At 38.3% G+C, this 12,218-nt stretch carries 11 protein-coding genes and 1 pseudogene; 5 read left to right on the forward strand and 7 right to left on the reverse strand.

Translation table 11 applies throughout. The features are described 5' to 3' along the window. Positions 1-10: 10 nt before the first annotated feature. Entirely contained in the window at positions 11-229 is a 219-nt protein-coding gene (locus HMPREF0023_RS10200) for a hypothetical protein (RefSeq protein ID WP_004639915.1), read from the reverse strand. Positions 230-846: 617 nt separating this feature from the next. Between HMPREF0023_RS10200 and mutS the strand changes: the two genes are divergently transcribed. The 5 genes from mutS to HMPREF0023_RS10225 all read left to right on the forward strand — a co-directional run bounded on the left by mutS (position 847) and on the right by HMPREF0023_RS10225 (position 6,348). Next, positions 847-3,486 carry a DNA mismatch repair protein MutS gene (gene mutS, locus HMPREF0023_RS10205; protein WP_005084669.1) on the forward strand — a complete coding sequence of 880 codons (2,640 nt, stop codon included), beginning with the start codon at positions 847-849 and terminating at the stop codon, positions 3,484-3,486. 109 nt (positions 3,487-3,595) lie between these two features. Beyond that, positions 3,596-4,135, forward strand: coding sequence for a GNAT family N-acetyltransferase (locus HMPREF0023_RS10210; RefSeq protein WP_008942028.1), 540 nt, complete (start codon positions 3,596-3,598; stop codon positions 4,133-4,135). A gap of 248 nt (positions 4,136-4,383) precedes the next feature. Beyond that, positions 4,384-4,713: a ferredoxin FdxA gene (gene fdxA, locus HMPREF0023_RS10215; RefSeq protein WP_004639922.1), complete on the forward strand. Its 330-nt coding sequence runs from the start codon at positions 4,384-4,386 to the stop codon at positions 4,711-4,713. 124 nt (positions 4,714-4,837) lie between these two features. Next, positions 4,838-5,545, forward strand: coding sequence for a D-Ala-D-Ala carboxypeptidase family metallohydrolase (locus HMPREF0023_RS10220; protein ID WP_005084666.1), 708 nt, complete (start codon positions 4,838-4,840; stop codon positions 5,543-5,545). Between the two features lie 134 nt (positions 5,546-5,679). Further along, positions 5,680-6,348, forward strand: a complete 669-nt coding sequence (locus HMPREF0023_RS10225; RefSeq protein ID WP_026056355.1) for an O-methyltransferase — start codon at positions 5,680-5,682, stop codon at positions 6,346-6,348. Positions 6,349-6,467: 119 nt separating this feature from the next. On the opposite strand, the gene HMPREF0023_RS10230 is transcribed toward HMPREF0023_RS10225, so the two are convergent. The 6 genes and pseudogenes from HMPREF0023_RS10230 to HMPREF0023_RS16320 form a co-directional block, all read right to left on the reverse strand. Beyond that, positions 6,468-7,310: a universal stress protein gene (locus HMPREF0023_RS10230; RefSeq protein WP_004639928.1), complete on the reverse strand. Its 843-nt coding sequence runs from the start codon at positions 7,308-7,310 to the stop codon at positions 6,468-6,470. Positions 7,311-7,426: 116 nt separating this feature from the next. Next, positions 7,427-8,041 carry an acyltransferase gene (locus tag HMPREF0023_RS10235; protein WP_008942030.1) on the reverse strand — a complete coding sequence of 205 codons (615 nt, stop codon included), beginning with the start codon at positions 8,039-8,041 and terminating at the stop codon, positions 7,427-7,429. Further along, positions 8,034-8,633 carry an IMPACT family protein gene (locus tag HMPREF0023_RS10240; RefSeq protein WP_017396780.1) on the reverse strand — a complete coding sequence of 200 codons (600 nt, stop codon included), beginning with the start codon at positions 8,631-8,633 and terminating at the stop codon, positions 8,034-8,036. The genes HMPREF0023_RS10235 and HMPREF0023_RS10240 overlap by 8 nt, the downstream gene beginning before the upstream one ends. A gap of 93 nt (positions 8,634-8,726) precedes the next feature. After that, positions 8,727-9,917, reverse strand: coding sequence for an HlyD family type I secretion periplasmic adaptor subunit (locus HMPREF0023_RS10245; RefSeq protein ID WP_004639933.1), 1,191 nt, complete (start codon positions 9,915-9,917; stop codon positions 8,727-8,729). Positions 9,918-9,929: 12 nt separating this feature from the next. Next, positions 9,930-12,053 (reverse strand): type I secretion system permease/ATPase, encoded by a 2,124-nt coding sequence (locus tag HMPREF0023_RS10250; RefSeq protein WP_005084655.1) that lies wholly within the window; start codon positions 12,051-12,053, stop codon positions 9,930-9,932. Next, positions 12,050-12,218: pseudogene (locus HMPREF0023_RS16320) on the reverse strand (RND transporter); the annotation flags it as partial. The pseudogene HMPREF0023_RS16320 and the gene HMPREF0023_RS10250, both read right to left, overlap by 4 nt.

Raw genomic sequence — 12,218 nt, forward strand, 5'->3', positions numbered from 1 at the left:
CAGCTAAAATTTAATTTATATCTACAATATCAACAAATTGGTAAATACGTCCATCTTTAGGGTTTTCGAAAAGTAATTCCATATTCGGTCTTAAGATTTCCCCTTCAATTTCAATATGCTCTATGCGCTTGAATAAAGGAATGTCTTGTTCATTCACTTTTTTAATAAACGCAACTGCAATATTTTCGGTTTCAAATTGGTCCTTCACTTTAATTTGTATATTATTCATTGAAACACTTCCTTTTTTAAATTAGAAAAACATAACTGCACTGAGTCTAAATGGTGTAATTGCCACAAAATGTATTGCAAAGTAAGAGGGTTACCGTAAAAGCAGTTATGCGTTATAAAAGTACACCGCTATCAACAAAATAAGATGTACTAAGTTTTTGCTAGCAAAATATGACAAATATACAATAAGTTTGTCGACAAAAGCCTTGTAACCAAAAATGTAAAAAACAATTAAAATATTATAAATTAAATATTTACTATAAAAACTATAGCGTACACTTTATGAAAAATTTGCTTAAAGTTAAATTTAGATGAGTAAATAACACGCATATTGTCAAACTCATTTTTACCTTACCTCTCCTTTTGTTGTTTATTTCTTCAGCTAAACAAGGAATCTTTTTTTGTGAATCCAATCCGATTTGCTAAGATGTCAAACATGAGAAAATCACCTCATTTCTCATACTCGGTTGAAGAGTTTTTTGACATAAAAGAGGTACACTAAAACGTAAACTTTTTTGTTTTGTTTATTCATATGTACATCAAAGTTATTCACGTTTATTAGAAACCAAAATCTCATACTCTCATATTGACGCTTTATTTTTTAAGGATTTAGTACGCATGAATAGTGACACAGTTATGGCTGATCTTTCATCCCACACGCCGATGATGCAGCAATACCTCAAGGTCAAGATGGAATATTCACATGCGCTATTGTTTTATCGTATGGGTGACTTTTACGAATTATTTTTCGAAGATGCTCACCTAGCCGCCAAACTTTTAGGAATCACGCTAACCCATCGTGGTAAAGCCAATGGTCAACCCATTCCAATGGCTGGTGTACCTTATCACTCAGCAGAAGGTTATCTAGCACGTTTAGTTAAAGCTGGTCGTACTGTTGCGATTTGTGAACAGGTTGGTGAGGTTACAGGTAAAGGTCCTGTTGAACGCAAAGTTGTACGTGTTCTAACACCCGGTACACTCACTGACGACGCCTTGCTCGGAAGCTATCAATCTTCAAATCTTGTCGCACTTTGCATCCAACAAAATCAAATCGGGATCGCTTTACTTGATCTCAGTGCCAGTATCTTTAAAGTACAACAACAAGACTATAAACCTGAACAGCTCGCAATTGAACTGGCTCGTTTGATGCCAAGCGAAATCTTAATTGATGAGGATTTAATTGATCAAAACATTATTGAACATATTAAGAAGAACCTAGATTGCTCTGTCACCAAACGTCCCAATGTTGATTTTAATCTCAATAATGCCCAAAAAACTTTGTGCGATCAGTTCGCAGTTTCAACCTTGTCCGGGTTTGGTCTAGACTCATTACCTCTTGCCAAAGCTGCCGCTGCTGCATTGATTCATTATGCAAAAGAAACTCAAAAAACAGCATTACCTCATATTCGTTCGATTCAAATTGAGCAAAGTACCGATTTTATTGCACTCGACCCAATTACACGCCGCAATTTAGAAATTATCGAACCGTTATTTGAACATGGAACCTCATTATTCCAATTGATTAATGACTGCCAAACGGCTATGGGCGGGCGTTTACTCAGTCGTACGCTTATGCAGCCTATTCGTGATACTGCGATTCTCGACGCAAGACTGGATGCAACCGAACAATTGCTCAAAGGCTATCATGAATCCCCAGTCCGTTTAGTATTGAAAGAGATTGGAGATATTGAACGTGTGCTCAGTCGTGTTGCGTTAGGTAGTGCACGCCCTAGAGATTTAGTACAGCTTCGTCAAGCTTGCGCACAGATTCCATTTTTACGCCATGCTTTAGCACCTGTTTTGAAAACGCAGCAATCTAAGTTACTTCTTCAGCTTGATCAAGAACTTGGAGACTTCAAGAGCCTACATGAACACTTGATGGCTGCGATTGTAGAAAGCCCACCTGTATTACTACGTGATGGCAATGTAATTGCAGAAGGTTATGATGATGAGCTCGATGAATTACGTAAAATCCGTGATCACGCAGGACAATTCCTCATTGATTTAGAAATTAAAGAGCGTGAACGTACAGGTATTAATACGCTAAAAATCGGCTACAATCGTGTGAGTGGCTACTATATCGAACTCAGCCGGGCTCAAGCAGAACAAGCACCTGCTGACTATATTCGTCGTCAAACATTGAAAAATGCTGAACGCTATATCACACCAGAACTAAAAAGCTTTGAAGATAAAGTTTTATCGAGTGAATCACGTGCCCTCGCCCGTGAAAAGCTTTTATTCGAATCGTTATTGGATGAACTGCGCCAAAATATTGCCCAATTACAAATGATGAGTGCGGCGATTGCTTATATTGATGTATTGGCTAATTTTGCCCACCAAGCAAGATTAAATAATTGGGCAAGACCAGAATTTACACCTGAAACTTGCATTAAGATTCACGCAGGACGCCATCCTGTTGTCGAGGCTCTTAACAAAGCACCATTTACACCAAATGATACCTTTCTTGACCCTCAACATCGTATGGCGATTATCACAGGGCCAAACATGGGAGGTAAATCAACCTTCATGCGCCAAACGGCGTTAATTAGTCTTTTGGCATATTGTGGAAGCTACGTTCCTGCTAAATCAGCAAAATTAGGTTCAATTGATCGAATTTTTACCCGTATTGGCTCAGCCGATGATTTATCGACAGGTAAATCGACCTTCATGGTTGAAATGACTGAAACATCACAAATTTTACATCATGCGACCAGCCAATCTTTGGTACTCATGGATGAAGTTGGACGCGGAACCAGTACCTATGATGGACTATCTTTAGCTTGGGCCTGTGTACTCGATCTAACTAAACGTGTGAAATGTTTATGTCTATTTGCCACCCACTATTTTGAACTGACCGAACTAAGTAGTGAAACAGGTATTGATAACTACCACGTCACTGCACAAGAGTTAAATGGCAATCTCATTCTCCTTCACAAAGTCCAACAAGGACCAGCGAGTCAAAGTCATGGCTTACAGGTTGCAAAACTGGCAGGTATTCCAGCAAACGTCATTAAAGAAGCACAAAAGCGATTAAAAATCTTGGAAAAACAGCAACACCAACATTTTCAAAATACGGTTCAGAATGATTTGTTTAGCTCAATCGAACATGAGATAGAAACTCAAGTAGTTGAAAAAATTGTTGAGGTTGAAGTAGCCTCGCCTGCATTAGCTCTATTACATCAAATCGATGTTGACGATCTGACACCTCGTCAGGCACTTGAACAACTTTATTCGTTAAAAGCTGCTCTCAAATCCTAAACAGCAAGCTCTCAGAACAAGACCTCAATGCTTGTCTGAGAGCTTTTTCGAATAAGGTAATCCCTTATATGATCTATAAAATAGACGAAGACATCAATTGAAGGAACAAATGCTTAATATTGTGCTTAGAGAACTTAATACTTCAGAAATCGATTTAATTTGGCAGCAGATTAACCGCCGTGAATTGATCACTCAAATGTACGTTCAACAGGGGCAAGATTTAGATTTAATTGATTGTTTTTATGATGTTGAAAATTGGGATGCTTATCATCTAGAAAATGATCCACCATTATTAAAACAAATCTGCCAACAAGATGGATTATGTATCGGAGCATTTAACTCAGATCACCAGTTAGTTGGCGTACAAGTTGTTTCCAACCAAATGATCGTAGATTATCCAGACGCAAAATTATTGCAATATTTTTATGTTGATGCAGATCACCAAGGTCAAGGAATTGGAGCACAATTGATGTATTCTGCTATAGCGTCAGCGAAACGGTTGGGTGCAAAACAACTCTATATTTCAGCAACACCAAGTAAACGTACTGTGGACTTTTACCTCAGACATGGTGCCATATTATTAACACAACCTGATCATCATCTACGGGAATTAGAACCAGAAGATATTCACCTTATTTATTCAATATAAGCATTGATCAAAAATAATTCTCTATTAACCCTTAAAGCAAAAGATAAACCAATTCATCATCAATACTTCTGTATATTATGTCTTTAAAATCAATGCACCAGCACAACATATTTAAATTTATCAATTAGTTACTATATTTTTCACATGTATAAATAAACAATATCAATAAAAGCAATTGTTTGTTTCCCCTATTTTTGCCTACAATAGCCTATTCCAAACAAAAACCGTATTTTTAGGTAGCTGTCGCCATGACCTTTGTTGTCACTGAAAATTGTATTAAATGTAAATATCAAGATTGTGTTGAAGTATGTCCTGTAGACTGTTTCTATGAAGGTCCAAACTTCCTTGTTATCAATCCAGATGAATGTATTGACTGCGCATTATGTGAACCAGAATGCCCAGCAAATGCAATTTTCTCTGAAGATGAATTGCCTGAAGGTCAAGAAGTCTTTATCGAGCTCAATGCTGAGTTATCTGAAAAATGGGCTGGCAACAACATTACTCAAATCGGCGAGCAACCTGCTGATCGTGAAGAATGGAATGGCAAACCAAACAAATTGCAATATCTAGAAAAATAATGAAAAAGACCAGTTAATCTGGTCTTTTTTAATACTCGAAACACACATTTCTTTGCAATTGATCCATTATATATGGGCTGTTTTGCATTAAAATAATAAGCCTATAGATTGTGAATTGCCGTTTATGTTGCGAAAAAAATTACAGGGTTTTTTATCATTCTTTATCGTCCCTGTGATGATGGTCGGTTGTGTTAGTTCTAAAACACAAGTAAATCAAGCTAAAAGAATTTATATTCCTCAGGAGCAGGTTACTCTAACACGCCCAGCTCCAGATAAAGTCGAACCTGCATCTTATCGTCAATGGTTAGGACAAGGTGATAACTACGCACGTGTTCGCGAATACGAACAATATTTAGCTCGCAATCAAGTCGCACATATTATTCCAAGTTTTGAGCTCTTACGTACTGCACGAGATTGGCAAAAGTGTGGTCGTTCTGAATACGCTGTTCCAAATCGTGAATTATGGGGCAACTCACTCTCTACATTACGTGTTTTCAAATATCTCATTTCAGCAAAAATCCTCACCGATTTCGAAGTGACTTCTGTCTATCGTGACCTCCCCTTAAACGAATGTGCTGGTGGAGCAAGTTCATCGCGACATTTGTTTAATTCCGCAATCGATTTTCGTATTGGTCCTCAATATCCTCAACCACAGGATTATGCTTATATTGAACAAACAAAATTTAAGCTCTGTCAGTTTTGGATACAACATGGTCAAAGTCTAAATCTTGGTATTGGGCTATATCGTTCAGGTCAGATCCATATTGATACACAAGGATATCGAACTTGGGGACCAGATCTGAGCCGTAATAGCTCGATGTGTAATCTCTAATTTGAAGCACTAGACTTAAAGAGATCATCTGATCTCTTTTTCTTGCTGTTTACAATGAATAATTCAGCAATCAAATTGCACTCTGAATATAAATGTTTAAAATGCAGCTAACAGATTCAAAGGTAAAATTGATTATGCAACAGTTGTGGACTGACATTGATGACTATATCAATTCGCATTTAATTCCCACAGATCCAAAACTTCAACACGCATTAGATAATACAGATACACAAGGATTTTCTAATCATTTGGCTGTTGCACCTAATCAAGGTATGTTTTTACAAATGTTGATTCAAATGAATCAATGTAAACGGGTATTGGAACTTGGTACTTTTGCGGCATATAGTACGATTTGGTTAGCGAAAGCTTTGCCTGAAGATGGTTATTTGTTGACAGTTGAAGGGCGAGACACACACGTGGTAATTGCGCAAGAAAATATCGATTTTGCCAAGATGCCTACCAACATCGAGCTTAAAAAAGGGCGCGGCGCTGATGTGATGAATCAACTCATCGCTGAGAATAGTGAACCTTTTGACCTCATTTTTATCGATGCAGATAAACAAAGCTATCCTGAATATTTAGAACTTAGCTTACAGTTAGCTCATTCAGGTACGATACTTGTTCTCGATAATGTGATTCGTGCAGGTGATATCTTGGATGATAATAACAAAAAGCCAAGTATTGAAGGCATTCGTGAAACCTTTGCTGCACTTAAAAATCACCCAAAGCTTTTATCATGTACAGCATTACAAACTGTTGGTTCTAAGGGACATGATGGCTTTGCTATTGCTATCGTAAAATAGAGATTAAAAAACAACCTATTCAATTTAATTTTTAAATATCAATAAATTATCTTTATCCCCAGTGCTTTTCCATATAGTTATCCACAGTATTTGCGGATAACTATATGGAGTAAAATGAATCACTTAGCGACAAGTAAGGGCACATTAGCATTACGGAAAATCGTTGTGGTAATACTACCCAAGAAGAACTGGTGGATTTTACTATGACTAAACGCCCCTAATACGATTAACTGTATGTTATGTTCTCTTTGATATTCCAGAATATTTTGTGCCACATCACCATAACGATAGATTGACATAACTTCTAAACCCGCATCAGTTAAATACTTCTCAGGCTCAGCCAACATTTCTGGATGATCACCCACATAGAGCAAATGACATTGCAATTTTTTTAATAAATCACTCTGCGCAATGCGTTGCAACATTTTTTGGCAAGTTGGGGAATATTCATAAGCAAATATAAAACGTCTTGGTGGCTCAAAATGCTCACCCACCGTGATCACAGTACAATTTGCGCCTCGAATGAAATTTTCAACATTACTTCCGATCGGCTTATTCTTTTCGGCCGCACGTTCCCCAACACGCCCAATAATCACAACGTCATTTTCGTTCAATAAGTTAAAACTTTGCTCAAGGAAATCCCCTTTTTCCTGAATCTTACTACTGGTTAGACCATACTGTTTCTCAATCAAATCAGAAATATGATTCAGTAAATTATTACTATAATCCAGCGCTAATTCGCTTTGTTTCTGCTCTAATTCAGCCAGTTCTTTGAGCAGCATTGCGTTGCTCTCAAAACCAATAACACCACTGATTTCACCTAAATGATAGCTTGCAGGATAATAATCCAAGATTTGCAACAGTACTAATTCTCTTTGCGTTTGCTTCGCAACCCATACCGCAGCTTCAGCAACAGCATCGATGCAGGGTGAAGAATCAATACATGCAATTACGCGCTTCATGTTCGCCTCTCTTTAGGTTTAGCACCTTAGGTCTTTTACTTATTTTTAACTTAACACAGAAAAAAGCATGATGGGTTAAATTTATGTATCGAATCTCACAAGATTTTTAATGCTTTTTATTCAGTCCGATAGCGAATTAATTTCGCTGGATTCCCTGCCATAATCGCGAAATCGCCAACATCTTTAGTGACCATGCTATTCATTCCAATCACCGCATGATGACCTATTTTTATTCCATCTTTAATTCCAACGTGTGCACCCAACCATACATCTCGACCAACCTCAATTCCCTTCGACGTAACCGGTTGCTGATAAATGGCTCGATCCATTTCCATACCGTGATCAAATGCGTATAAATGACTATAAGCCGCGATCCTAACCTGATCATGTAATTTAATTCCAGCACGTCCACCATCCAAGATACAGTGGTGATTGATTGCCACTTCATTACCGATCTCTAATGGACCATGTAGAGTACAATCTGCCGCAATAAAAGTATTATCGCCGATACTGATTTTTCTTCCTGGTTCAGCAAAAATATGAGCTAAAGGGGAAATAAAACAGTTCTTCCCGATTTCAACAGTTTCCATCTCCATCAAATAAGCTTGATATTCAGCTTGCCATACCTCAGCCCATTCACGATGTTTTGGTTTCAATGACCAATACAACCAAGGCATATAATTTAAGCGTTGCTTATGTTGCTCTCTATATTTTAGTAAAGGGTCATTCATCACGTTGCTCTTCTATTATTTTTAATTGTTCACGTCCACGCGTAATATCCTGAAGTTTGTTCTTTAAAGCATCTATCTGGTGAACCTGCAAACGTGCTTCAACCAAAACACCTGTTTCATTATAACTTTCGACATATTCGACCTGGTGTTGTACTAACTCATATTGAAGGATTGCCCACTCATTAAACCAGCAAGCAAATTGAATCTGCTTTTTCTCAATCAGCTCAATTTTCTCAGCCAACATCAAGCATTGACCAGCACAACCGCCATAAGCACGGACCAAACCTCCTGTGCCGAGTTTAATACCACCATACCAGCGGTTGACTAATACAATTACATTGGTTAAATCATTTCCTTCAATGGTGGCAAGAATCGGTCGTCCTGCGGTACCAGAAGGTTCACCATCATCATTGAATCGAACATTGTTCCCAATCTTCCACGCCCAGCATTGATGCGTCGTAGATAGATCCTTATTTTCTTCCAAAAAGTTTTTAACTTGTTGTTCATTTTCAACAATTGCAGCAATCGCTTGAAAACGACTTTTTTTAATTTCTTCTTCAAAAGTTACCGAAGTGGCAATGGTGAAAGGCATAAAACTAAAATACAAACTTAAAAACTGATTATAACGATTTCTAGCATAAATAAAAAACCTCGCCTAAGCGAGGTTTAGAGAGAAGAATAGAGATTAACGTTCGCGTAAAGCTTCTTTGGCTTTATTAAACGGTTTCAATAGATAATCCAATACCGTTTTTTGTCCAGTACGAATATCAACAGTGGCAACCATACCTGGTGTGATACTAAATTCTTTACCAGATTTATTATACAAACGATCAGAATCGGTGCGAATATAAACACGATAGTAGAATTGGTCTTGCTTTACTTCATCACGTATCGTATCTGGTGAGATCACTGTCACTTTACCTTCTAGACCACCATAAATCGCATAATCATAGGCTGTGATTTTAACCAAAGCTTCTTGATTAGGACGAATAAAAGCAATATCTCTAGGAGAAATACGAGCTTCAATCAACAACTTATCCTCTAAAGGAACGATGGTCATAAGCTTACCGTTTTGTGGTACAACGCCACCTAAAGTAGTGACATCAATTTCTTTCACAATACCACGAACTGGCGCTCTAAAAACTGCACGCTGCAAGCTATCGGTTCGACCTTTAACAACTTGTTGTTGTGTTTGAATATCCGTATTGGCTTTAGAAAGTTCTTCACGTGCCTTTACATAATATTGGTTGCGGATGTCATTAATTCGATTTTGTAAGTCATTGGCTTCACGTCTTAAACGAAGTACTTCAACTTCACTTGCCGCACCTTTCGCCACCAGTGGTTCTGTCATCGCCAATTCTTGTTGAACTAATCTCAGTGCTTGCTGATTACCAGCAATAGATTCTTCTAAGTTAGCACGACGTGAATAATAAAGTGCTGTCTCCTCTTTCACCAATTTCGGCTCTTTTAGTACCTCTTCTGGGAAAGTCAGTGCAGTACCATTCACTTCTGCACGTAAACGTGCTGCCGTGGCCATAGCTGACATAAGCAAAGACTGTGATTCACCAACATTTGAAGCAAAACGAGTCGGATCTAACTGCGCTAAGATTTGCCCACTTTCAACAATGTCCCCTTCCTTAACATCTAGCTTAGTTAAAATCCCGCCTTCAAGTGACTGAATAATCTGCTCTTTTGAAGATGGAATAACTTTACCTGTACCTGTTGAAACTTCTTCTAAACTAAATACCCATGCCCAAACGAGCAGTACCACTAAACCAATTCCAATCAACCATACAATGATGGATGAACTCGGCAATTTTGGCTCCTTATAAGTCACATTCATGGGACGGCTGCTTGTTTGTTCTTGATCACTCATGAATTTTCCTCTTTAAACTGTTTTTTGTTTTGCAGCTGATTGTTGTAATACTTTATCTGCTGGCCCATCCATGACGATTTTTCCATCATTCATGACGATAATACGGTCAACTAACTCCAGTACCGCACGTCGATGTGTTGCAACAATTAAAGTACGATAACCCAGCCAACCCCTTAAATGATCAATCAATTGTTTTTCTGCAACATCATCAATTGCGGCCGTTGGCTCATCTAACAATAAAATATTTGGCTGACGAATGAGTAAACGCGCTAATAATAATGCTTGTCGTTGTCCCCCAGAGAAACCAACCCCACCTTCTAACACCAAGTGGTCCAAACCTTCTTTCTTTTCATGCACAAAGCTTAATGCACCTGTAACTTTCAAGGCTTTTAAAATGTCTTCATCACGTGCTAATGGAGCACCTAGCGTTAAGTTTTCACGGATCGTTCCATAGAACAAATGCGCATTTTGATTTAATAAGCCCATATCACGACGCACATCCGCAGGATCAATCAAGCTAATATCTAACTCATCTAGATGTACTGAACCAGAGTTTGGCGTCTGCATTGCAGAAAGGATTTGCAGTAAAGTCGATTTACCAGCGCCATTACGCCCTAAAATTGCAATACGCTCCCCTGCACGAATTTTTAAATGTGGAATCATCAAACTTGGTCGAGGATCATCCTCGCCATATTGGAAGACTACATTTTTAAGCTCATAATCACCGTGTAATACTTCTTTATGCACAAGATGTGCATGGTCAGCTTGATCTACAGGACGCTGCATCAACTCATCCAAACTTTGTTTGGCAACTTTGGCTTGCTGCAAACGCCCTAATATACCTGTGATTTGAGAAATAGGTGCTAACATACGTGATGACAAAATAGAACATGCGACCAATGCACCCGTGGTCATTTCACCTTCCATTACCGCAAAACATCCGACGAGAACTACGATCGCATAAGTAAGCCCTTGTAGCTTTTGTGTCCATGCTGTAAGAACCCCTACAATTTTACGTTGCTGCATACTAATATCTGCAGAAACTTCATTCATATGATTCCATTGGTTTTGGAAACGAGATTCAGCACGTAACAGTTTAATATCTTCAATTCCCTGTACAGCCTCAACCAAAATTGCGTTGCGAATTGAAGATTCACGCATACCTTCTTGTGCCAGTTTAGCCAGTTTTTTCTGTACTAAAATTCCAGGTAAAATCATTAAAGGTACAATCGCTAGCATTACCCAGAATAAGTTTCCACCAATGATTGCAAAGATAAATAAGAATAAGAAGAAGAATGGAAGATCTGCTATCGCCCCTAAAGTGGTAGAGGTCACCAACTCTCTGACACCTTCAAGCTCTCGAATTTGAGAGATAAAAGTACCCGTTGACTTCGAACGTTCACTATTTTTAATTCGAAGTGCATGACCAAAGACACGATCTGATATCCTTAGATCTGCACGTTTTCCAATAATGTCAGAGATATATACTCTTGAAATACGAAGTACGAACTCAAAAATCGCTGCAATCAATACACCACCAGCCAGTACCCACAGGGTAGGTATCGACTGCGAAGGAACGACACGGTCATAAACCTGCATCGAAAATACAATCGTTGCCAGAGCCAATACGTTTGCAATCATAGATGCAAACATAATATCGATATAGCGCTTCCAATCACTTAAAACAATCGACCAAAACCAGCTCGGTTGGTAAGGCTTAATATATTCATCAATACGGGCATCTGGGACTGACTTTTCTGGTCGTAGAATAAATACATTTTTAACAATATGTTTTAAAGCACCTACAGCAAACTTTTGAGCTAATCCCTGATCACCACTCAGTTGAATGCTGACATGCCCAGTACCATCTGCTTTATCAATGACGCCAACTTGCCCATCAGCCAGTTCAACAAGCACAGGCAAACGCCAAGGGTTAATAACATCATTGCTAAATTTCACTCGTCGTATACTTAAACCGACTTGGCGACCAATCAAAGTCAGAACCTCATCAAGATTTTGATTTTGATTCCAATCTAATTGTAATCGAACACGTTCTTCAGATGGTTCGATACGGTAATGCTTCGCAATGGTTAATATCGCCTGTAACCAAGGTTGGTAATCTACTTTTGTTATCATGGCTGCACCTCAAAACCTTGAATTTTTATATTATTCAGGTCATAGGCTTGGCGAGAACGCCCTGTGGCGGCAATATATTGGGCAATGCTGCTATAAATATCATAACGCGCTATTTCTACTTCTGAATTTGCACTATGAATAGCTTGCTCAGCATTTAATAAATTG

The sequence above is a fragment of the Acinetobacter sp. ATCC 27244 genome, from assembly GCF_000156555.1.
In the GTDB taxonomy this organism is placed as follows: domain Bacteria; phylum Pseudomonadota; class Gammaproteobacteria; order Pseudomonadales; family Moraxellaceae; genus Acinetobacter; species Acinetobacter haemolyticus.

Bases quoted from the DNA above. Each gene is read 5' to 3' on its own strand.
- HMPREF0023_RS10200 (WP_004639915.1), bottom strand. From the start codon at position 229: ATGAATAATATACAAATTAAAGTGAAGGACCAATTTGAAACCGAAAAT.
- mutS (WP_005084669.1), top strand. From the start codon at position 847: ATGAATAGTGACACAGTTATGGCTGATCTTTCATCCCACACGCCGATG.
- HMPREF0023_RS10210 (WP_008942028.1), top strand. From the start codon at position 3,596: ATGCTTAATATTGTGCTTAGAGAACTTAATACTTCAGAAATCGATTTA.
- fdxA (WP_004639922.1), top strand. From the start codon at position 4,384: ATGACCTTTGTTGTCACTGAAAATTGTATTAAATGTAAATATCAAGAT.
- HMPREF0023_RS10220 (WP_005084666.1), top strand. From the start codon at position 4,838: ATGTTGCGAAAAAAATTACAGGGTTTTTTATCATTCTTTATCGTCCCT.
- HMPREF0023_RS10225 (WP_026056355.1), top strand. From the start codon at position 5,680: ATGCAACAGTTGTGGACTGACATTGATGACTATATCAATTCGCATTTA.
- HMPREF0023_RS10230 (WP_004639928.1), bottom strand. From the start codon at position 7,310: ATGAAGCGCGTAATTGCATGTATTGATTCTTCACCCTGCATCGATGCT.
- HMPREF0023_RS10235 (WP_008942030.1), bottom strand. From the start codon at position 8,041: ATGAATGACCCTTTACTAAAATATAGAGAGCAACATAAGCAACGCTTA.
- HMPREF0023_RS10240 (WP_017396780.1), bottom strand. From the start codon at position 8,633: ATGCCTTTCACCATTGCCACTTCGGTAACTTTTGAAGAAGAAATTAAA.
- HMPREF0023_RS10245 (WP_004639933.1), bottom strand. From the start codon at position 9,917: ATGAGTGATCAAGAACAAACAAGCAGCCGTCCCATGAATGTGACTTAT.
- HMPREF0023_RS10250 (WP_005084655.1), bottom strand. From the start codon at position 12,053: ATGATAACAAAAGTAGATTACCAACCTTGGTTACAGGCGATATTAACC.